We start from the raw sequence: 21,478 nt of genomic DNA, 5'->3' as shown, positions 1-21,478 counted from the left end.
GCTTTCTTTTTGAAAGTATAATTTGGAACATGGAGTTATTATGAAACTTTCTAAGCTTACCCTTGCTTGTTTAGTCGCTACTGCTGGCTTGTCTACTGTACCTGCTGCATATGCCGAAAAATCGGATGGATTTGAATTTCACGGCTATTTCCGTGCTGGTGTTCTATTCAGTGAAAATGACGATTTTAAACGTGCAAAGTTCCCAGCATCTAAAGAGCGTTTAGGTCGATTGGGTGTTGAGTCGGATAGCCACTTTGAAGTAGCACTGCAGAAAAATTTTGAGAATGACGGTGGTCAGAAAATTCGAATCAAAACACGAGCTGCAGCCAATAATGCGGAATATGCAACTAACCAACTTGGTGCCAATGCCGATGCAACCAACAGCGAAATTGGTATGGCAGAAACTTTTGTCGAGTTTGAAGGTGTATCTGAAACCGGTGTTGTATGGGGTGGTAAGCGCTTTTATGGTAAAGATAATTACATCTTTATGACCGACTTTTTCTACACGGATATGTCAGGTACTGGTGTTGGTATTGAAGGTGTTGAGCTAGGTGGCAATAAGTGGGACTTTGCTTATATTGCAAGCGATGACTCTGGCGATACAAGTTTCTGGGGTGACAGCAATAACATCATGCATGCACTTCATGCTGGCGTGAACTTTGGCAGTGTTGAGCTTCACGCTATGGCTAAGTATATGCCAGACAATATGGTCGATTTAGGTTTTGGTAATGGCCCAGAAGCATTCGCTGAGAATGGCTATGAAATGACGGCAATTGTTCACACTGAGTCTGTCTTTGGGTTGTCAGATAAAGGTTTTACAAAATACATCGCGCAGGCTGGTAAAGGCTTAGGTTCGGGTAACCTTTTAGGCGGTACTCTTACGACTTACAACACGTACAAGCCTGGTAGTGACTATCAAAGTTGGTTAACGACAGGCACGGGTTGTGGTACGTCTTGTTTGAAGGCTGTTGATGAAAACGATGTATCACTACGTGCTTTAGCATGGGGTGGGTACTTTTTTGAAAATGGTGTGAATATTTTCCACTCTCTTCAAACCCAGTACAACGATTTTGACAATGGTGACACAGACGGCTGGGTATCAGCAATGGTGCGACCAACGTTCCCAATTTCAGAAAACTTCTTTATCGCTACCGAAGCTGGTTATATGTACAACTACGAAGACCGTAATGGTGAGTCAAAGAATTCTTATGATTACAAGCTAACAGTAGCACCGACTCTAGTTGTGCATTCTGGCTTCGGTCCATCTCCAGAAATTCGCTTCATGGCATCTTACCTTGATGGTGAAATGCAAGACGGCACGGGTAAAGAGGGTGACTTTGTTGTAGGTATTCAAGCTGACATGTGGTGGTAGAATTTTTACCTTCGGGTCTTAAGTGATATCGAGTATACCGGGGGAGTGGTATGACGGCCTTGCCTTTAGGGCGGGCAAGGCTCTCGATATCCCTATTTATTGCAATAGTTGAGCTCTTTCCTAGCAGCACAAAGAGTTTCATTTTTATTGCTATGAGTCTTCCATATTTGAATGTCGTTTCAAGTGTGTTCTTGCCAAAGATACTCATCGACCGCTTCGAAAGAAGCGGTTTTTTTATGTGTGACATATCTAATCTTTTTAAGGCTTAAGGGGGAAAGGATTATGAATTATGGCAAGCATGTTGCTTTCTAAATTCGCGAGGGCTGCATCCATTTTTGGCCTTAAAACACTTGGAGAAATAGTTGCTGTCAGAAAAGCCGCAAGACTCAGCAATGTGTTGGATGCTTTTGTTGTCGTTTAATAATAAGGTTGCCGAGTGTCGAATTTGAAGGTCTTTGACGTATTGGTTTGGGGATGTATTTAAAAACTGCCTGAATAACCTTTCTAGTTGCCGCTTGCTGATATACGCCGCTTGCGCAATGGTTTCTGTATCTAATCCTACTTCTTTGTAATGACGGTCAATATGTGCGAGAGCACGGCTCAATGCCAAGGTTGTTTTTGGTAAGCTATGGGTCTGTTCTTGATATCGCCGAGAAAGTTCTATCGCAAGTTGCTGCATTGTGCTCGTCAATATGATTTCAAACCCCTGTTCTGCGTTGTCGTATTCCGATTTGATTTGTTGTAGAAGTCCATTAATTCGTTTCAACTGAGAAAGTGATAACGTAAGCTTTGCTTGATATTCAGATGCTTGTCGAGCAATGGGTTCTACCTTGAAAAGCGCTTGATAGCCTGGCATTTGACGCATTGAAGGGACCTCAAAAAAAGGCAATGCCGTATCAAACATCAAGTTTACAATCTTCAGTTTATTTACTTCGCAAAATCCATGTTCAATATCCCCATTAATAACAAATACATCTCCTGTACTTAAAGGGTAGGTGTGGCTAGCTACCGTATGCTTTCCACTACCGCTCACAACTAAGAAAAGTTCAGAAAAGTCATGGCTATGTACGTCAAAGTCGAAATCGTGATGACCATCGACATAGGCAAATTTTATCTGAGGATATCTCTGATGACTTTGGAGTCTAAACTTGGTTTTCATGTCGCTATTTTACCTACTTCTGTCGCTTATTTGGTAGTTACACGCCGTAGTTAATATTACTATTTTTTGAACAAAGACAATATTAACTTTTAGAGCGAGAGGCAAAACTTTTGCTCTAAGTAAAAAAATAGTAGGACTCAAAATGAATACTGTGGAAACTCTCGAAGCACAGAAGCAGCTTGCACCCATAAGTCGACAAGCGGCTGCTGAGGGCATTGTGCTACTAAAAAATAGTGATTCAATATTGCCATTGCAGGCTAGTGATACGGTGTCTCTTTTTGGTCGCTGTCAGATTGATACCTACCGAAGTGGCACTGGATCTGGTGGAGCGGTGAATGTGCCTTATTCCGTAAATGCATTACAGGGCTTGTATGAAAATCCAAACATCAATCTTAATCTCAGTTTGGTGGAGGTATACCAACGTTGGATCAAGGACAACCCGTTCAATGACGGCGGTGGTGGTTGGGCAGCTGAACCTTGGTTTCAAGATGAAATGCCTCTTTCAACTTCTGTTGTGATGGATGCCGCCGCCAAATCTAACAAAGCTATTATCTTTATCGGTCGAACGGCGGGTGAGGATCAAGATAATGCACAGCAGCAAGGCAGTTACAATTTAACCGCGCTCGAAATGCAAATGTTGGAGAAAGTGACGGAACATTTTGATGATGTCATTGTGATACTGAACGTGACCAACATTATTGATATGTCATGGACAACTTCACTTAAAGGTGCTGCTGCGATTAAGGCTGTTCTGTATAGTTGGGCCGCAGGTATGGAAGGTGGGCATGCTCTTACGGATGTCTTATCTGGTGATGTTAGCCCAAGTGGCCGTTTGACCGACACGATTGCGCACTCTTTATCTGATTACCCTTCGAGCCCGAATTTTGGAAACAAAGACCGGAATTTATATCAAGAAGATATCTATGTCGGGTATCGGTATTTTGAAACTTTCAATCCTAAAGCTGTTCAATTTGAATTTGGTTTCGGGCTTTCCTACACCCGCTTTTCCAATAAATTAAATGCATTGACGATTCTTGGTTCCGGCTCTGAACAAGAGTTGGTCTTCGATATTGAAGTTAAAAACATAGGCGAGAAATACAGTGGTAAGGATGTTGTTCAACTGTATGTTGAATCACCTCAAGGTCAACTGGGTAAGCCATCTAGAGCACTTACAGGCTTTGCAAAAACACCCACTTTGGATCCAAACGAAACAGCACGTGTGAAGGTTTCATTTCTTCTATCTTCGTTAGCTTCATTTGATGATAGTGGTAAGACAGGTTACCCAAATAGCTATGTGCTTGAAGCTGGGGAATATCAGTTTTATCTAGGAGGCAGCGTTCGACAAGCAAGGCTAGTTGACGAAAGCATAAAAGTGGATGAGCTAATAGTTGTTGAGCGACTAACGGAAGCTCTGGCACCCGTCACCGCTTTTAAAAGGCTCGTTCCAAAAGAGATAGGGCAAAATGGGGTTTACAGTTGTGACTATGAATCTGTACCACTACGAACTATAGATTTGAGTAAACGTATTCTGAGTGAGCTTCCAAGCTCTATTCCTCTTGGTGAAGATACGGGCATTCGTTTACTGGATGTTAAGCAGGGGCGAGCGAACATTGACGAATTTGTCTCGCAAATGAACGTAAAGCAGTTAGCGACAATTGTTCGTGGGGAAGGTATGTGCAGCCCTAAGGTGACGCCAGGTACTGCTGCTGCTTTTGGTGGTGTTTCGCCGAGCTTATTTGATTTAGGCATCCCTGTCGTTGCAGCTGCTGATGGTCCGTCTGGTATCCGAATGGACAGCGGACATAAAGCATCTCAAGTCCCAATTGGTACATTATTAGGCTGTACATGGAACCCGGAACTGAATGAGAAACTATTTCATTTAGTGGGGAAAGAGATGCAAGCCAATCATATTGATACGTTGCTTGGTCCTGGGATTAACATTCACCGCCACCCTTTGAATGGTCGAAATTTTGAGTATTTCTCAGAAGATCCATTTCTCTCAGGGGTAATGGCAGCATCTCAAACTCTTGGTCTTAAAGCTGCAGGAGTATCTGGCACAATCAAGCATTTGGTGGCGAATGATCAAGAAACGTCACGGTTTGATGTTGATAGTGTTGTATCTCAGAGAGCGCTTCGTGAGATTCATCTGAAGCCTTTTGAAATAGCGGTAAAACAAGGAGGAGCTTCGAGTGTTATGACCTCCTACAATCCTATTAATGGTCACTGGGCTGCGTCCAATTACGACCTCAATACCACGATTCTTCGTGGGGAGTGGGGTTATAAGGGGATAGTGATGACGGATTGGTGGGCAAAAATGAATGACCCAATCAAAGGTGGTTCTGAAAGTCGAAGTTACACATCCTTTATGCTTCGCTCTCAAAATGATCTGTATATGGTTGTTGAGCATGATGGTGCTGAAAATAACGTGTCGAATGACGATACGTTACAGGCGCTTGAAAACGGAACGTTGAGCTTAGGGGAGTTGCAACGAAGCGCGATGAATATTTGTCGTTTTATTATGGACTCTCCAGCAATGGGTCGCCCATTAGTCGCTTTTGATCCAGTTAAGAGCTTTGAGGCGACCCAAAATTTTAATAAACAACAGAGTAAAACTGATGGAGACTTTTGCTCTCTGACGGCAGAGCAACATGCAATAGTATTACCACTTAATATCAGAGAAAACCGTAGCATTGTTTTGGAAGTTAAACAGGCTGGTGTGTATCGATGTGCAGGTATTGTTAACTATGATAGCGGCACTTTGGCTCAATCTGCGTGTAGTTTAAGTCTCAATAACGTGTACGCGATGTCTCTATCAGTGAATGGTACTAATGGCGAGACAGTTTCAGTTGAGGGGCTCTCCGTTAAGCTTGATAAAGGCTTTTATTCTTTGGATATTGAATTCATCAAATTAGGCTTAGAATTGGAGCAATTAGTATTTTCGTTTATGCCTGAATAGGGCTAAGGGATAACAGTCGTTTATTTAACTCTCGTTGCTCAAAAAAGAGGTAAAGTGAGAGAAAATAAACGACTACTTTGAGGTTGAGTTATTGTGCTTTTTGATATTGCTTCATCGCGTCAACAAAGGAGTTTCGCATCCCTTCGATTCCTAATCGCTCAGATTCTTCAACGTAAGTCAGTGCTGCACTAAAATCTCCAGATGAAACCGAATTTTCTATAAGAGTTTGATAAACCTCTTTCTTATTCAGTGTATTTTCCGTTAATAAATCTGATTGGGCTACGGTTGATTCTGGAATAATTTGTTGAACTCGCTTTTGACGGTTTTGTTCTTCAACAACGGTGGTTACCGCTGTGAATTTAAAATCAAAGGAGACTTTCCCGATTGCAGAATGAGGGATGGCGTAGTCCGTGTTATGAGCGATGTTTGCCTGGATATCACCAGAACGTATCGCCATATCACTTGGTTTTTCGACAGGAGTTGTTTCCGCGAGTGCTTCGCTGGTTGTGAATACGACCAAGTAAGCAGGAGCCTCGCCATTTAAGTAACGTTCTTGCAGTTCGATTTGCGCGCCATATTGTGCACCATCAAGCAGGCTAAGTGGTTGGTACTTAATACTTTCATTGCCAATGACATCTAGCGGCTGGTAATTTTTGTCTAAGACTAAAAGTGACGGAACGAATGCTGAATAACTAGCATTTGAAGTCACTGAAAAACGAATAGCATCTAGTGTTGCAGGAAGCTTTAGCCCTCCAGCAAAGGATCGGCCCGATTTGAACTCGATCTTAGGGCTTGCTGTGGTGATCGAAACAGATGTTTCTTCTGGGTTCGTAACGCTTTGATATTGAATTGTACTCAGGTTTTCACAGCAGTTTTCGTTGTTCTGTAGTGACTCTAGCCCCGGAGAAGTTTTGTGGTAGCTAACCGGTGACTCTGTCACTGTTGAACAGGCGCTTAGTGCGAATACCGCTGGTAGAATTGCTAAATATTTCATAATTTCTCACAGTTAAAAAAGCATATCTGATTCAGAGTGCCTGATTGATAATAGAGACACACTACAAGAAAGCGCTTTCTTTTTGAGTGACGAACACCAAATTTAAAGAAATACTCGCTAATAATTAGTACGAATTAGGTAACAGGCTGCCGTTGGGCTGTTACCTAGATTGAAAGTTAACGAGATACCGAACTTAACAACTGAGTAAAGCGTTGCCATGATTTTTGGTCAGCTTCATGTTGATAGTTATTCGATCCGAATACTGTGAAGGCGTGTGGCGCACTACTATAAGTGATCATCTCATGCGGAACTTTGGTTGATTCAAGTTGAGCGGCGAGGCTTCCAAAGTCGTGCATTGAAATCATGGCATCAGCCGTACCGTGGAACACGACTACGGGAGCTTTAGTCTGCGAGTAGTCTTGGCCTTTTGGTGTTGATAAACCGCCATGGAAGGTTACGTAAGCCTTCGAAGGAATTCCCGCACGAGCAGCTTCCAATACAGCAGCTCCACCAAAGCAGTATCCCATTATTACGTTGTTATCTAAGTTGCCGCCAAGTCTTTTCGCTTCCATGGCTCCTGCGTTGAGTAGCGCACGCATTTTCTCTCTGTCTTTGTACAGTTCACCTGTGTGTTGTTTTTTGTCTTTCACTTCGGTTGGGCGAATGCCTTTACCAAACAGGTCGATAGCGAACACGTTGTAACCGAGTTCGTTGAGCATCTCAGAACGCTTCTTTTCGTAATCGGTTAAGCCATCCCAATCGTGAATTAGCAGTACCAAAGGCGCTTGGTCACTGGCTTCACTCCAATAACCTTCGTAGTCCATCCCGTCGACTTGGTAAGTGACGTTTTCTCCAGAAATAGCTGAAAAGGGTAGTAAGATTGAAAACAGGCCGAGTGTAGTGAGTTTTCGCATGCGTTATTCCTTCAGAAGACAATGACGTTCCAATCGAAAGTATAGATAACGCGATGATTCTCGCCAGATTACTGTCTTTAATTTGAAGTGTAAGAGTAGAGGTAAAATATGAAAGTGAAACGCTAAAACAGCCATCACGATCAAGTGTGATGGCTGTATGACGGTGTTCTCAGATTACGGAAATTCGAATATCCAGAGCTCGGTGTGACGGGGCAATTACCAGGAAGCGTTAGTCGTGCTACGGCACATATCTGGATATTTTCGCTGATAGCGTGGCAGCATCGATTCGTTACCTAAGATACCGCCTTGGTGAATGTAGATAATGGTTTTAGTTGGGTTATCTTCTTGCCATTGTTCTAAGCATTGCCACATCAATGGGTCATAAAGTAGGTCAAACTCGATGTCGGTTTGCTCTTGTAGATCCAACCAAGTTTGATAATCCTGTTGATACAATTTTCCAAAGTGGTGTTTGGTTTCGAGCGATAAGATCTGTGGATGTTCGGTTTCACCTAGCTCATTAAATTGCTGCGTTAAATAGTCGCTGCCACCAACACAAGCACAGGTTAATACCGGGATGTTGTGCAGCTTTAAATGCTTATGAAGATAGAGAGCTGTGCTACCTGTCCCTGCGGGGAGTGCGATCACAAAATCGTGTTGGTTTTCGAAGCGAGTCCAGCTCAGTATTTCCATTGCCAATTGCTTAACACCATACTCAGCAAGCTGAGAGCGGCCACCCTCTGGTAACACAATGCAGTGGGAGTCAGGTTGTCTTACTTGCTCAATATACTCTTTAGGATGAAGCTCAGAGCCTGTCTCTTTGACTGAAATCACCTTAGCGCCAAGGTCTACTGAACCACGGTAATTACCTATTGGGCGTTCTAGTAGCCACTCGGGAAGATGATCGACGTAGAACTCAAACGTCCAACCTTTGATCTTTGCCAGTGCCGCGAGTGAGAACAGAGAGTTAGCCTGCGCAGAACCATAGCTGATCAAGGTTGTTGTCTCTGGGTGCTCGTCTTCAAGCAGCTTCATGAACTTGCGGGCTTTGTTACCGCAAAAGTGTGAGTGAAGTTGATCGTCACGCTTTAAGAAAAAGGCGTGGTCGTTAAATTGATGCTGAGTTACAGGGCTATTATTTAGTTTCATCGCACTTAAACAAAATGCTGACTAAAGAGCCAGCATTTTTAAATCAAATAGGACGGACGAGTATCTAGTAGCCAGAGGCGGCTGTAAACCAACTAAATCAAGTTTTCGTTCGATATTGACTCGGATGAATCGGCTTGAAAGGTGATCTTGGCTGTGCATCCACTACAGCTGCGATTGAACAATTCAAAGTCCCAATGAAAACGCTGACACAAGTCATCGACAATCAACAAACCTAGCCCATGTCCATTCGGGTTGTATTGCTCCTGCAGGCCTTCGCCTTGATCTTCAATAATAAGACTGTCTTGAGAAAGGGTGATAGTTACTGTACCGCTATTAGTTGCTGCAATCGCGTTTCTTAACAAGTTACCGACCAACATATTCATGATCGCGCTGGTGGCTTGAATGGTTGGTTCTGATTGAACTTGTAAGGTTATCGCGACTTCCTTCTCGTCAGCCTGCAACGAATTTTTAGAAACGATAGTCTCTAGCTCTTGCTGGCTGAATAAACGTAGAGGTGCATCGTCACTGTTTCTTTCATAGCGAACGAGACCAAGCAGTGCATCGACCATTTCAGACATTTGAACAATGGCTTCATCAATACGTTCAACCTGACGAGATTGAAATTCGGTTGTTTCGCTTCTCAGTAACAGTTTGTTGGCACCACGAGCAACAGTCAACGGAGTTCTTAGTTCATGACTTGAGTAGCGTGCGAAAGCTTGCTCGCGTTTTACTAGAGAATTGATTTCTCTTCTGTATTGATTGAGTTGATCCGTCAACTGACGAAACTCCACCGCCGCATCGTCATTCACTCCAAACTCTTCGTTTAGATTGAGCTTATTGGATTCAAGCTGTTCAGACAGGGAGTTGAAGGGCTCAATCAGCCGTTTAGACAACCGATAGAGCAGAGCTCCGAAGCTGAATATTAGAATAGAGAGAAGGGCTAATACAAATGTGGTGGCATAAACGAGCTCAAAGACACTAAGCTCGACACGGTCTATTTCAGAAAGCAGAACAATAGGGTGAGTTCTACCTTCATGAGTATACTCGCCTACATAGACCATGCGAGATTCTGGATCTTCACCGACCTCACCAATGAAATTTTCTTTGCCTTCAATATACTTTAAATACTTTTTCGGTAGATAGGAAAGATCGTTGTAAGCGATAGTCAGGTCATCAATACGAAGCTCTCCACTTTCGCCTGACTGGAATAACCCGACTGCATAGTTCCGGTCAATTAGGATGCGTCTTTCACCCACGCGGTCTTCCGACAAGTACAGGGCTGTGATAAATACCACATAGACAAATGCCGACACAATTACGGCCATTAACCCAAAGAAAACCGCTAAGCGGCCCGTTAGGGTTTTTGTGCTTGTAAGAACATTTGAAATCAATTCGATGGCTCCAATCGGAAGCCAACTTTAGGCACCGTAATTAACATCTGAGTGTCAAAAGGCTTGTCGAGTTGATTACGTAACTGATAAATGTGACTGCGCAACACATCATTGTTGGGCTCGTTTTCTTCCCATAACTTGTAGGAAATAGCTTCACGAGTGACTACTTCAGGTGCGCTTTGGCACAGCATCTCAAGTATGGTGTAAGTGGTTGGATTGAGCGCTAGTAGTTTATCTTGGCGGTAAGCTTTACGGGTTTTTTGGTCGATGGTGAGTTCATCGAACTGAAGTTTTGAAGAGGCGACTTTTCCGCGGTAACGACGGTCTAACGCGTTCATTCTTGCTTCTAGAATATCCAAATCAAAAGGCTTGGTGAGGTAATCATCGGCACCGTGTTCAAAGCCTTTCAGCATATCTTCTCGGCTATCTAAGGCGGTCAGCATCAAAATAGGTGTCGCGTTACCTTGGTCTCGCAGTTTATTACAAACCGTTAGGCCGTCCATTCTCGGTAACATTAGATCCAATATGATGATATCAAATGAGTTTTCCAATGCGAGTTGTAGGCCAAGTTCACCGTTGTCTGCGTAATCGAGTTCCATGCCAATACACTCAAAATAATCAAACAAGACACCTGCAATTTCACGGTTATCTTCGACTAATAGAACTCGTTTCATTTTGATTCTCATACAGAAATAGACAGTAACATTATCCTGAGTGAGCGTGAAAAATATGTCAATAACATAACTTTCACTTATGGGAGGGTAGATTGGCTTCAGATTAAAAAATAGAAGAACGTATTATGTCTGAACTTCATATTAGCCGCCCTAAGATATCTACATCGCAGATCAATCCTGCGGTCTCTTTGTCTATCATTGTGCCTTTTTACGATGAACAAGAGGTATTGGAAGAGTTCCACTCTCGCCTTACCAAGGTGCTTAATAGCTTACCGATCACGAGTGAGATTGTTTATGTCGACGATGGCAGCAAAGACAACAGCTTGGACTTGGTGAGTTCATTCACTTCAATCAACAGCTCAATCTCGGTGATTGGTTTAAGCCGTAACTTTGGTAAAGAGTCAGCCATGAGTGCTGGCCTTGAGCATTGCCGAGGACAAGCGGTGATCTTGTTAGACGCAGACCTGCAAGATCCGCCGGAGCTGATCCCACAAATGGTTGCCAAGTGGCGCGAAGGCTATGACGTTGTGAATATGCAGCGCAGCCAGCGTGATGGTGAAACGTGGTTTAAGAAGTTTTCAGCGGCGAGCTTTTACAAAGTCATGAATGTGGCTGCGAAAATCGATGTTCCTGAAAATGTCGGTGATTTCAGACTGTTGAGCCGTGAAGTCGTCGACCATATCAATCAACTTCCTGAACGTAATCGCTACATGAAAGGTATTTTCTCATGGCCGGGTTTTAGGCAAGCAACGATTCAGTTTAAGCGCGACGCGCGCTTTTGTGGTGAGACCAAGTGGAACTACTTGAAGCTGGTTGGCTTGGCGATGGATGGCATCACTTCATTCTCTATCCGCCCACTGCGTATTGCGACGGCCGTTGGTGGCTTAGTGGCACTTACTGCTTTCGTGTATGGCGTCTTCATCGTGTTCAAAACCATGATGTTTGGTGAGCCCATCACGGGCTATCCGTCAATGATGGTCGTACAGCTTGCCCTTGGCGGTATCCAACTGTTGTGTATTGGTTTAATGGGAGAGTACATAGGTCGTATTTTCATTGAAACCAAGAATCGTCCTTTGTATCTGATCCAATCGGTGGTCGATACACCGGCATTAAAAACACATTTTAAATTAGAGGAGTCAGCATGAGCCTGAACCTGAACCGAACGCACCTATGGTACTTGTTGGCTTTTGCATTGGTTTTAAGGCTTTTATCTTTGGCAACCTATCCATTAATGGATACCACAGAAGCGCGCTATGGCGAAATGGCACGTCTGATGGTGGAAACTGGGAATTGGTTAACGCCTCAGTTTGATTACGGTATTCCTTTCTGGGGTAAGCCACCGTTGTTTACATGGATGAGCGCTGCCGGTATTGAGTTGTTCGGCCTGAGTGAGTTTGCCGTTCGCGCACCACATTGGTTAGCGGGTGTAGCAACGATTTTGTTGACCGCTTACATGGCGAAACGAACAGGGCAAAGTGCGTTGGTTGCCGCGGTAGTGTTGGCGACATGTGGTATTTTCTCTATTGCGGCAGGTGCTGTGATGACAGACATCGCGTTAACCTTAGCGATGACTATTGCCATGCTGGGTTTCTACCTATGTTGGCTAGGAGGAGAAGCGGGGAAGGGTGAAGGGAGTGCGAAGACTAATCGATCTTGGGGTTACGTTGGTTTCATTGGTTTAGCACTAGGCTTGCTGGCAAAAGGGCCGGTAGCGATTGTCATCATGGGTATCGCAGTTTTCCCTTGGTTGGTATTACAACACGGCTTCTTTGGTGCTTTCAAAGCGCTTTGGCAACGTTTCCCATTGTTGTCTGGTTTAGGTGTGATGTTAGCGATTGCTCTACCTTGGTACATCATGGCTGAAATGGCAACGCCGGGCTTCATCGACTACTTTATTGTTGGCGAACACTTTAAGCGTTTTGTTGTGAGTGGCTGGGAAGGTGATCTGTACGGTTCTGCTCATGACCAAGCACGAGGTATGATCTGGGTGTTCTGGATTCAAGCCGCTGCGCCTTGGTCAATTGTTTTGCCTATATTGGCATTTGTTCGCCGTAAGAAAATTGCAGAAATTAACAATGAGAATAGTGGGCTGTTTTCATTTCTTGTCTGTTGGTTGATTTCACCTCTGATTCTTTTCACTATGGCGGGCAATATTCTCCCAGCTTACGTCCTACCAGGTATTCCGGCTCTTGGCTTGTTGATTGCTATACTCGTAGTGGAAAAAGATAAGAAGTGGTTCTCGAGCGTGGCTTTGGTTCTGCCTGTGTTGCTAATGATTGCGATGGTCTACCTGAATCTCGGCAAGGCGAACGAGAAAAGTGACCGTATTATTTTCGAACAGATTACGGATTCTGCGCCAAGCTTTTACGTGGGTAAACGACCATTCTCTGGGCAATTTTACAGTCATGGTCAAGCGAAAAGACTTCTCGATATCGAGCAGATAGAGGGCATTGATAAGTTCTATCTGATTGGTAAAAGATCTGAAGTGGAAACCAAGATTAAAGACAACGCGTTAACTTGTATTTTGGAACCAACGGTGAAAATAAAGCGTGCTTTGTTCAGCTGCCATAGCCAAAACATCAAACCAAATTTGTCGTTGAGCCACATTCGAAGTGAAAGTGATGTCCAGCGTTAACTCAAGGCTAAGAATGTTCAATAATAAGCTTCAAACACACAGCCAGAGGTTACAGTCTCACCACAAGGTGGTTCGATTTGCGGTGGTTGGCGTTGGGGGATTTGTTGTTGATTGCGCGGTATTTACGTTGTTGCATTACGTTATTGGACTGCCGTTGATGAGTGCTCGAATTGGTTCTTTCATCGTAGCCGCAACGACAACCTGGTTTGGTAATCGAGTGCTGACTTTTGAATTTAAAGGTCAGGGGAGTTGGTCCGAAAAGTTGATCCAGTGGCAGAAATTCATGTTTTCCGCATCGATATCGGCGATTCCTAATTTGTTGTGCTTTAAGTTGATGACGGAACTGTTGCCTGCATTTACTGGGGCCGTGTTTATCGCAATGGCGGTTGGTATCTTAGTGGGTATGGTCACCAATTATTTGTTTAGTCAGTATTGGGTATTTACTCGTTAGACAACTCAGTAAGATTTTTGATGAGTTGGCAAAAAAAAAAGCGCAGCTAAATAGCTGCGCTTTGTGTTTTTACGATAACAGAATAAATTGGCTTGCGATATTAGCGTTGTGCTGCGCGCTGGCGGTTCTTGCCGTTACTTGCAGGTTTGCCACCTTGACCATTACCGCCTTTATTGCGGTTTGGTTTGCCGTTTCCGCTGCCATTACCTTGTGATTGCTGACTACCAGGACCTTTCTTAATGAAGCCTGTCGCTGGTTTACGACCGTTACCGTTGTTACTACCACCAGCGTTTTGCTTTCCGTTACCTTGGTTAGCATTGCCTTGGCTACCGTTACCAGTAGGCTTCTTGCCACCAGATTTAGAGTGATTACGTGGCTTCTCGCCGCCTAAACCCGGTTGAGATTTGCTGTGTTTAGTCGCAAAACGTTGTGAACCGTGACGACCAGACTTACGACGTTGTGCTGGCGTTTGAGCATCAAAGTCTTCTGCTGGTACTAGGCAGTTTACTTTGTCGCCGATCAAGTGCTGTTTGCCCATACTGATCAGCGCTTCACGGATGATCTTCCAGTTTTCAGGATCGTGGTAACGTAGCAGTGCTTTATGGAGACGACGTTGACGATCACCTTTAGGTACAGGAACATCTTCACGCTTCTTATATTTCACGCGTTTCAGAGGGTTGGTCTCTGAGTAGTACATCGATGTTGCATTACACATTGGCGATGGGTAGAAGTTCTGTACTTGGTCACACTCGTAGTTATGCTTTTTCAGCCACATTGCAAGGTTAAGCATATCTTCGTCTTCTGTGCCCGGATGAGCAGAGATGAAGTAAGGAATCAGGTACTGTTTCTTACCGGCTTCAGCGCTGTACTTCTCGAACATCTCTTTGAAACGATCGTAAGTGCCCATGCCCGGTTTCATCATCAGGTCCAACGGGCCTTTTTCAGTATGCTCTGGAGCAATCTTCAAGTAACCACCAACGTGGTGAGTCACAAGCTCACGAACGTATTCTGGAGACTCAATCGCTAGGTCGTAACGAACACCAGAAGCAATCATGATCTTCTTAACGCCCGGTACTTTTCTTGCTGAGCGGTACAGGTCGATGGTGTGTTGATGGTCTGTGTTTAGCTTTTCACAGATTTTCGGGAACACACATGATGGACGACGGCAGTTAATTTCTGCTTTTGGATCTGAACAACCTAAACGGTACATGTTCGCCGTTGGACCACCTAAGTCAGAAATAGTACCGGTAAAGCCCGGTACTTTATCTTTAATGTCTTCGATCTCATCCAAGATAGATTCTTTCGAACGGTTTTGAATGATACGACCTTCGTGCTCTGTGATTGAACAGAAAGAACAACCACCAAAACAACCACGCATGATATTAACTGAGGTTTTGATCATGTCGTATGCTGGGATTTTCGCTTTACCGTACATCGGGTGAGGAACACGCTTGTAAGCAAGGCCAAACACGTAATCCATCTCTTCTGTAGTCAGTGGAATTGGCGCTTGGTTAACCCAGAGCTCACGATCACCGTGACGTTGAATCAGAGCACGACCCGAGTACGGGTTTGTCTCAAGGTGTAGAATACGGCTAGCGTGAGCGTAAAGAATACGGTCATTGTTTAGCTTTTCGTAACCTGGGATACGAACTGCTGTAGTTTTTGCATCGTGACGAGAAGGGCGAATAGTAATAGGCTGCGCTTTTACTTCTTCTTTTTCGTCTTTCTTGGTATCACACTGGGTTTCAACTTCGTATGGGTTAACGGGAACATACGCTTTGTTCGGCTTTTCGATACGAGAAGAGTCAATGATTTTGAAGCCTTCAGGCGCTGCTGGAAGATTGATAGCAGTACCGCGGATATTGGTTAGCGTAGACATGTCTTCGCCGTCGGCAATGCGATGTGCCACTTCAACCAGTGCACGTTCAGCGTTACCAAAAAGAAGAATGTCGGCTTTTGCATCAAACAATACAGAGCGACGAACTTTATCCGACCAGTAGTCGTAGTGAGCAACACGACGCAAGCTCGCTTCAATACCACCAAGAACGATTGGCGTGCCTTTGTAAGCTTCACGACAGCGTTGAGAATAAACCAGAGTTGCACGGTCAGGACGCTTGCCACCTTCATTGTTTGGTGTGTAAGCATCATCGTGACGTAATTTGCGATCAGAGGTGTAGCGGTTGATCATGGAGTCCATGTTACCCGCTGTGATGCCGAAAAATAGGTTAGGTTTACCTAGCTTCATGAAGGCATCTTTATTGTCCCACTTTGGTTGAGCAATAATGCCTACGCGGAAACCTTGAGCTTCAAGCAGACGGCCGATGATAGCCATACCAAAGCTCGGGTGATCGACATACGCATCACCAGTTACAATAATAATGTCACAGCTATCCCATCCAAGAGCATCCATCTCCTTTCTACTGGTAGGCAAAAAGGGTGCAGTTCCGTAGCACTCGGCCCAGTATTTTTTGTGTTCGTGAATAGGAGTGATATCGCTGTACATATTTCAACCTCTGATTTTTGAGGCGGGAATTATAGCGGCATGAGACTAGACTAGCCAGTAGAACATGCCCCTGTTAGTTCTGGTGTCTTTCGCTATATCGCTTTTAAAAGCATCAAAAGAGCCATACAACAGCATAGTTGAAGCCTTGAATAACGTCGCTAATTTGTGATTTTGATTAGTGTTCGCAGCAGTTTTTGATATTATTCGCGAAAATAAGTCTGAAGAAGTAGATCCACAATGGTCGAAACGTTATTAGTACAATTTGCTCCGATGCTTTTAGGAGCCCAACTGATCTTAACCCTCATCTTGGTGAAAGGGGATATTTGCCCGGGACAACGTGGCCGTATTCACAAGATGTTACCTGCAATTGGCGTGCTTTGGCTGGCGGTTGCCTCAGTAAAAATTGAAGCCTTTCTGGTCGTGTTCGCAATTTTTTATTTCTATTCTCAAGTTCAAACTAAGAAGACTCGTGATTCTGGCCCTATCTGGGTTATGTATTTGGCGTGTGGTTTGGCGTTATCTTACGTTGCTATTCAAGCGACGGAGCAAGCAACCACAGTCGGCATCATTACGACTCTGCTGTTGGTCGTATTGTTAGGTGCTGCGTTTGGTCATTTACTGCTGACGATCGCAAGAACGCGTTTGCAAGCTTTCCACCGTGTTTTGCCAGTGGTGGGTGTATTGGCGGGTATGTTGGTGGTACTGGCAACAGTCGTGAATGTTTACTCACTCTCTGAAGCTCAGTTAGAGCCAGTAATTTCCACGTTACTATTTAGCTTCGCTTTGTTGATCTCTTCTATCGTGGTGTGGTGTTGGCATCTACTGTTCGTTAAGACACCTGAAAAGCTTCAACTTACGGTTTCATTGTTGATGTTATTAGCGGCTGCTGTTGGTTTAACGCCAGTTTGGGCATTGTAACTTCGGGCATTGTAACCACGTATATGATTTAAGAAGTGTGATCTGTTTTTTAGCGTGACCTTGGTAAGCGTTCTAAACTTAACTCTAGTCAGTGTGTTCGTAAGGAGTACGAGATGGATTTAAGCAACGTCAAAAGTCTGGATAGCATTATCTTGCTGGGAATAGTGAACGAAAAACTGCGCTTAGAGTGCGACAGTTTTGAAGAGCTGGTCAGCATGTATGAAATGGATATAGAAAGTGTCGTCGGTAAGCTCGATATGCTTGGCTATCAATACGACCCACTGACTAATCAATTCAAGTCTTACTCAAGATAAGCTCACAATGAGAGTTTCTTCTATCGTGAATTAACACTCATTGCCTGTTGTCGGTATGGGTAATAAAAAAGTCACAGATAATCTGTGACTTTTTTGTTTCTGGCGTTTACTTATTATACTTCACACAGGCTTGAATTCACCCAGTAATGAATCACTTAAACGACCTCAATCCCATCTAGGTGACTCTTACTCTGCTGTCTTGCCGTACTAAAGAAAGCCTGCAGATAACGTTTGTCTTTCTCAGAGTTTCTTACCGCAGCAAACAATCGTCTTGAAAGCCCGTTGCCCAATGGTTTACTGGCGATTAACCCTTGTCTTGAAAACTCACTGATCGCCCAATTAGGTAAGGCTGCAACCCCTAGACCTGCTGACACCATCTGCACCAACATCAATGTGTTGTCTGCCTGTTTCCATTTCTTAGGCTCTACGCCTGCCGGCTGCAAAAAGTGCTTCACAACATCAAGACGCTGCTTTTGAACCGGATAAGAGAGCATCGTGATATCGCTAAGATCTTGCGGATCAATGCTTGGCTTTTCCGCCAAAGGGGAGTTAATGGCGGTGATTAAACGCATTTCAAAATCAAAGAGCGGTTCGTAATGGACCTCTGAACGCGGCTGAATGTCTGAGGTGATCACCAAGTCCAATTCCCCAGCCATCAAAGCTGGTAAAGGTTCAAAACCAAAGCCTGATGAAAAGTCGAGCGTCACGCTTGGCCAAGCAACTTGGTATTCCTTTAAAGCGGGCATTAGCCATTGGAAGCATGAGTGACACTCGATCGCCATGTGCAATCGACCATTCACATCCTCTTTTAGGCTCGCCAGTTCGTTCTCTGCTTTTGCGATTCGTGGTTGTATCTCATCTGCGAGCTTAAGCAAGATCTCACCCTCAGAGGTGAATTTTACGGGCCTAGTTTTACGCAGGAAAAGCTGACCGCCAATACGAGCTTCAAGGTCTTTCAATTGATGCGAAAGCGCCGACTGAGTCAGGTGAAGAGAGGTTGCGGTCGCAGTCAGTGAGCCGCTGTCTCTCAAGGTGGTCAATGTTCGAAGGTGTTTAAGCTCTATCATGAGTATTCCTCATATTCCCTAAGCCAATTCAATATTTCTTAATAATCACCCTACGGTGTTTTTGTTCTTTTGTAAACGTCTAGATGTCCAGATGGATTTAATCTGTTCATCTTTGGATGATTCAAGATGAATATTATTAATAAACAAGATGAATATTTGGACGTTGTCCATAGATCGGATTAAGGCGATGGTTTAGCCATCCAGACGCCTTTGTAAAAAATGAAATCATCACAGGCAGTCTGACCGGAAATTAAAATTATCGAATAAGGAACAGACTCATGACTACGACAACTCATATTCTTGGTTACCCACGCATCGGTGAAAAACGCGAACTTAAATTTACACTAGAAAAATACTGGCGCGGTGAGATTAACCAATCAGAGCTCAAGCAGCTCGGCAGCGAGCTAAGAAAGCGTAACTGGAATGTACAAGCCGACGCGAATCTTAGCTTTGCAACTGCGGGTGACTTCGCATGGTACGACCATGTGTTAACAACGACGCTACTTCTAGGCCACGTTCCCAAGCGCCATGCTGGTGGATCAGAAGATGAAAAAGCCTTCCCAGATTTAGATACCTTGTTCCGAGTTGGTCGTGGTCAATCTCAAGTTCAATCTACTTGCTGCGGTGGTACGCATACGTCGAATGATGTCACGAAAGACAGTTCAGCTGCTTCTGACATGACCAAGTGGTTCAACACCAATTATCACTACATTGTTCCTGAGTTCAGCAAAGATGACTCTTTTGAAGTAAGTTGGCCGCAACTGTTTGATGAAGTGAACGAAGCGATAAAAGCAGGACACAAAGTTAAGCCTGTACTTCTTGGGCCACTGTCTTACTTGTACTTAGGCAAAGAAGTAGAAGAGGGCTTTGACCGCTTATCTCTACTTCCACGTCTTCTGACCGCTTACCAAGCGATTTTGGCAAAACTCGCCAAGCTGGGTGTTGAGTGGGTTCAAATCGATGAACCCATTCTCTCTCTGGAACTTGAGACTAAGTGGGTAGATTCATTCAAACTGGCTTATCAAGTGATTCAAGGCGATGTAAAACTGCTGCTTACCACTTACTTTGATTCGGTGACTGACACGTTAGATCAAATCATAGAACTGCCCGTCAATGGTTTACACATCGATTTGGCTGCTGCGCCACAACAACTCGATGAAGTCGTGAGTAAACTACCTGAAGAGTGGGTGCTGTCTGCAGGTGTCATCAACGGGCGCAATGTTTGGCGAGCAGACTTGGCTACTCAGCTAGCGAAACTGCAACCAGTGAAAGAGAAGTTAGACGATAAGCTTTGGGTCGCAAGTTCATGTTCGCTGCTGCACAGCCCAGTTGACTTAGAGTTAGAAGATTCACTTAGCGATGAAGTGAAAAGCTGGTTTGCTTTCGCGAAACAGAAAGTCACGGAAGTTAGCTTATTGGGTGCTGCGCTTGACGGCGATCAAAATGCCATATTAGCGTGTGAGACTTATAGCCAACCTATTGTTGCACGTAAGAGCTCGACTCATGTGAACAAGCCTCAAGTACAGGCTCGTCTTAGCACGATTACCAAAGCATTAGCAGAGCGTAGTGCTCCTTATGCAGAACGTGCGGTTCATCAGTCTGAGGTGCTGGGTTTACCACTATTGCCAACCACAACCATTGGTTCGTTCCCACAAACAGGGGAGATCCGAATTCAGCGTAGTGCTTACCGAACCGGCAAACTGAGTGAAGCGGAATACACAACCGCATTGAAAGGCCATATTGCGGATGCGGTGAAACGCCAAGAAGCGCTAGATTTGGATGTGTTGGTTCATGGTGAAGCGGAACGTAATGATATGGTGGAGTACTTTGCAGAAAATCTAGCGGGCTTTCAAACCACTAAATTTGGTTGGGTGCAAAGCTACGGTTCTCGCTGCGTGAAACCAGCTATTGTAGTCGCGGATATCGAGCGTGAGAAACCGATGACGGTGGAATGGTCGACCTATGCCCAATCTCTAACTTCTAAACAAATGAAAGGGATGTTAACTGGCCCTGTCACTATCTTGTGCTGGACGTTCCCACGTGAAGACATCTCACGCAAAGAGATCACTAATCAATTGGCATTTGCGCTGCGTGATGAAGTGTCTGACCTACAAGATGCAGGAATCAATATTATTCAGATTGATGAACCAGCGATTCGTGAAGGTTTACCATTGAAAAAACGTGACCACGCAGAATATTTAGAATGGGCCGTCGATGCCTTTAAGATCTCGGCCGCGAGTGCTAAACCAGAGACGCAAATTCATACTCACATGTGCTACAGCGAGTTCAACGAAATCATTGATTCAGTGGCCGCATTAGACGCTGATGTGATTACCATTGAAACCTCTCGTTCAAATATGGAACTATTGAAAGCGTTTGAAGAGTTTAACTATCCGAATGCGATAGGCCCCGGTGTTTACGATATTCACTCGCCGAATATTCCTTCAGAAGAGTGGATTGTTGATTTACTTAAGAAAGCGGCAGAAAAAATCCCAGCAGAACGTTTGTGGGCGAACCCAGATTGTGGATTAAAGACACGCAACTGGGCAGAGACAGAAGCCGCACTAACTAACTTAGTTTCGGCGACTAAGACACTGCGTAAAGAGTGGGAAGCCGCAGAAGCTTGAGCATAACTAATACTAGGTTTTGATTACCCGCTAATCCACGATGAACTACAAAAAAGGCCTCGCAAATGCGAGTAATGCCGATCAGTTAAGAAATTTGTGAGATCATTTGACCGATCCTCAAAAGGCTTCAAAATCCGATATTAGGAAACTAATATCGGATTTTTTTATGTCTTTAGAAAGCCAACTTGCCAATACTTTTCGGTCATGTAATACCTTCCATCACTTTGATAAATACTCTGACATCCTTAGTCCAGAGCTTATCCAACAAGGCTTTGAGCAAGCTGGCGTAGCAACCGTTAGAAGAAGGCGGTTACCTTTAGAAGCAGTACTTTGGTCTGTTGTTGGAATGAGTCTCTT

At 44.2% G+C, this 21,478-nt stretch carries 17 protein-coding genes; 9 read left to right on the top strand and 8 right to left on the bottom strand.

The features are described from left to right. Positions 1 to 40: 40 nt before the first annotated feature. Positions 41 to 1,372 (top strand): carbohydrate porin, encoded by a 1,332-nt coding sequence (locus CWO27_RS01885; protein ID WP_102432912.1) that lies wholly within the window; start codon positions 41 to 43, stop codon positions 1,370 to 1,372. A 280-nt stretch (positions 1,373 to 1,652) separates the two neighbouring features. Here CWO27_RS01885 and CWO27_RS01880 read toward each other — a convergent pair whose 3' ends face one another. After that, positions 1,653 to 2,531 (bottom strand): helix-turn-helix domain-containing protein, encoded by an 879-nt coding sequence (locus tag CWO27_RS01880; protein ID WP_102432911.1) that lies wholly within the window; start codon positions 2,529 to 2,531, stop codon positions 1,653 to 1,655. A 142-nt stretch (positions 2,532 to 2,673) separates the two neighbouring features. Between CWO27_RS01880 and CWO27_RS01875 the strand changes: the two genes are divergently transcribed. Further along, entirely contained in the window at positions 2,674 to 5,487 is a 2,814-nt protein-coding gene (locus tag CWO27_RS01875; RefSeq protein ID WP_107898489.1) for a glycoside hydrolase family 3 protein, read from the top strand. 88 nt (positions 5,488 to 5,575) lie between these two features. On the opposite strand, the gene CWO27_RS01870 is transcribed toward CWO27_RS01875, so the two are convergent. The 5 genes from CWO27_RS01870 to CWO27_RS01850 form a co-directional block, all read right to left on the bottom strand. Beyond that, complete coding sequence (locus CWO27_RS01870; protein WP_061038885.1) at positions 5,576 to 6,481, bottom strand: MalM family protein; 906 nt, start codon at positions 6,479 to 6,481, stop codon at positions 5,576 to 5,578. Positions 6,482 to 6,657: 176 nt separating this feature from the next. Beyond that, positions 6,658 to 7,395 (bottom strand): dienelactone hydrolase family protein, encoded by a 738-nt coding sequence (locus CWO27_RS01865; RefSeq protein ID WP_107898488.1) that lies wholly within the window; start codon positions 7,393 to 7,395, stop codon positions 6,658 to 6,660. Positions 7,396 to 7,611: 216 nt separating this feature from the next. Further along, positions 7,612 to 8,541 carry a pyridoxal-phosphate dependent enzyme gene (locus CWO27_RS01860; protein ID WP_107898487.1) on the bottom strand — a complete coding sequence of 310 codons (930 nt, stop codon included), beginning with the start codon at positions 8,539 to 8,541 and terminating at the stop codon, positions 7,612 to 7,614. Between the two features lie 92 nt (positions 8,542 to 8,633). After that, entirely contained in the window at positions 8,634 to 9,932 is a 1,299-nt protein-coding gene (locus tag CWO27_RS01855; protein ID WP_102530469.1) for a sensor histidine kinase, read from the bottom strand. Beyond that, entirely contained in the window at positions 9,929 to 10,606 is a 678-nt protein-coding gene (locus CWO27_RS01850; RefSeq protein WP_107898486.1) for a response regulator transcription factor, read from the bottom strand. The genes CWO27_RS01855 and CWO27_RS01850 overlap by 4 nt, the downstream gene beginning before the upstream one ends. Positions 10,607 to 10,731: 125 nt before the next feature. On the opposite strand from CWO27_RS01850, the gene CWO27_RS01845 reads away from it, so the two are divergent. The 3 genes from CWO27_RS01845 to CWO27_RS01835 are packed head-to-tail and all read left to right on the top strand — an operon-like array spanning position 10,732 to position 13,692. Then, positions 10,732 to 11,751 (top strand): glycosyltransferase family 2 protein, encoded by a 1,020-nt coding sequence (locus tag CWO27_RS01845; protein WP_107898485.1) that lies wholly within the window; start codon positions 10,732 to 10,734, stop codon positions 11,749 to 11,751. A gap of 2 nt (positions 11,752 to 11,753) precedes the next feature. Continuing rightward, positions 11,754 to 13,241: an ArnT family glycosyltransferase gene (locus CWO27_RS01840; protein WP_107898541.1), complete on the top strand. Its 1,488-nt coding sequence runs from the start codon at positions 11,754 to 11,756 to the stop codon at positions 13,239 to 13,241. Then, entirely contained in the window at positions 13,228 to 13,692 is a 465-nt protein-coding gene (locus CWO27_RS01835; RefSeq protein ID WP_107898484.1) for a GtrA family protein, read from the top strand. Before CWO27_RS01840 ends, CWO27_RS01835 begins: the two co-directional genes overlap by 14 nt. A gap of 100 nt (positions 13,693 to 13,792) precedes the next feature. On the opposite strand, the gene CWO27_RS01830 is transcribed toward CWO27_RS01835, so the two are convergent. Further along, the gene (locus CWO27_RS01830; RefSeq protein ID WP_055319766.1) at positions 13,793 to 16,102 is read right to left on the bottom strand and encodes a YgiQ family radical SAM protein; all 2,310 of its coding nucleotides are present in this window, start codon (positions 16,100 to 16,102) and stop codon (positions 13,793 to 13,795) included. A 330-nt stretch (positions 16,103 to 16,432) separates the two neighbouring features. Between CWO27_RS01830 and CWO27_RS01825 the strand changes: the two genes are divergently transcribed. Next, positions 16,433 to 17,113, top strand: a complete 681-nt coding sequence (locus CWO27_RS01825) for a hypothetical protein (RefSeq protein ID WP_048659617.1) — start codon at positions 16,433 to 16,435, stop codon at positions 17,111 to 17,113. Positions 17,114 to 17,226: 113 nt separating this feature from the next. Then, positions 17,227 to 17,427 (top strand): DUF4250 domain-containing protein, encoded by a 201-nt coding sequence (locus tag CWO27_RS01820; RefSeq protein ID WP_107898483.1) that lies wholly within the window; start codon positions 17,227 to 17,229, stop codon positions 17,425 to 17,427. A gap of 155 nt (positions 17,428 to 17,582) precedes the next feature. Here CWO27_RS01820 and CWO27_RS01815 read toward each other — a convergent pair whose 3' ends face one another. Then, positions 17,583 to 18,494: a LysR substrate-binding domain-containing protein gene (locus CWO27_RS01815; RefSeq protein ID WP_017111000.1), complete on the bottom strand. Its 912-nt coding sequence runs from the start codon at positions 18,492 to 18,494 to the stop codon at positions 17,583 to 17,585. Positions 18,495 to 18,772: 278 nt separating this feature from the next. On the opposite strand from CWO27_RS01815, the gene metE reads away from it, so the two are divergent. After that, complete coding sequence (gene metE, locus CWO27_RS01810; protein ID WP_107898482.1) at positions 18,773 to 21,121, top strand: 5-methyltetrahydropteroyltriglutamate--homocysteine S-methyltransferase; 2,349 nt, start codon at positions 18,773 to 18,775, stop codon at positions 21,119 to 21,121. Positions 21,122 to 21,287: 166 nt separating this feature from the next. Then, positions 21,288 to 21,478 (top strand): transposase domain-containing protein (locus CWO27_RS01805; protein ID WP_181359706.1); only part of this gene is annotated, 191 nt, incomplete at its 3' end.

Origin of the sequence: Vibrio sp. 10N.286.51.C3 (assembly GCF_003050065.1) — a bacterium.
GTDB classification, from domain to species: domain Bacteria; phylum Pseudomonadota; class Gammaproteobacteria; order Enterobacterales; family Vibrionaceae; genus Vibrio; species Vibrio crassostreae.
Note: the sequence above shows the minus strand (reverse complement) of the source record. Positions and strands in the feature narration are given on the sequence as shown.

Bases quoted from the DNA above. Each gene is read 5' to 3' on its own strand.
- CWO27_RS01885 (WP_102432912.1), top strand. From the start codon at position 41: ATGAAACTTTCTAAGCTTACCCTTGCTTGTTTAGTCGCTACTGCTGGC.
- CWO27_RS01880 (WP_102432911.1), bottom strand. From the start codon at position 2,531: ATGAAAACCAAGTTTAGACTCCAAAGTCATCAGAGATATCCTCAGATA.
- CWO27_RS01875 (WP_107898489.1), top strand. From the start codon at position 2,674: ATGAATACTGTGGAAACTCTCGAAGCACAGAAGCAGCTTGCACCCATA.
- CWO27_RS01870 (WP_061038885.1), bottom strand. From the start codon at position 6,481: ATGAAATATTTAGCAATTCTACCAGCGGTATTCGCACTAAGCGCCTGT.
- CWO27_RS01865 (WP_107898488.1), bottom strand. From the start codon at position 7,395: ATGCGAAAACTCACTACACTCGGCCTGTTTTCAATCTTACTACCCTTT.
- CWO27_RS01860 (WP_107898487.1), bottom strand. From the start codon at position 8,541: ATGAAACTAAATAATAGCCCTGTAACTCAGCATCAATTTAACGACCAC.
- CWO27_RS01850 (WP_107898486.1), bottom strand. From the start codon at position 10,606: ATGAAACGAGTTCTATTAGTCGAAGATAACCGTGAAATTGCAGGTGTC.
- CWO27_RS01845 (WP_107898485.1), top strand. From the start codon at position 10,732: ATGTCTGAACTTCATATTAGCCGCCCTAAGATATCTACATCGCAGATC.
- CWO27_RS01835 (WP_107898484.1), top strand. From the start codon at position 13,228: ATGTCCAGCGTTAACTCAAGGCTAAGAATGTTCAATAATAAGCTTCAA.
- CWO27_RS01830 (WP_055319766.1), bottom strand. From the start codon at position 16,102: ATGGATGCTCTTGGATGGGATAGCTGTGACATTATTATTGTAACTGGT.
- CWO27_RS01825 (WP_048659617.1), top strand. From the start codon at position 16,433: ATGGTCGAAACGTTATTAGTACAATTTGCTCCGATGCTTTTAGGAGCC.
- CWO27_RS01820 (WP_107898483.1), top strand. From the start codon at position 17,227: ATGGATTTAAGCAACGTCAAAAGTCTGGATAGCATTATCTTGCTGGGA.
- CWO27_RS01815 (WP_017111000.1), bottom strand. From the start codon at position 18,494: ATGATAGAGCTTAAACACCTTCGAACATTGACCACCTTGAGAGACAGC.
- metE (WP_107898482.1), top strand. From the start codon at position 18,773: ATGACTACGACAACTCATATTCTTGGTTACCCACGCATCGGTGAAAAA.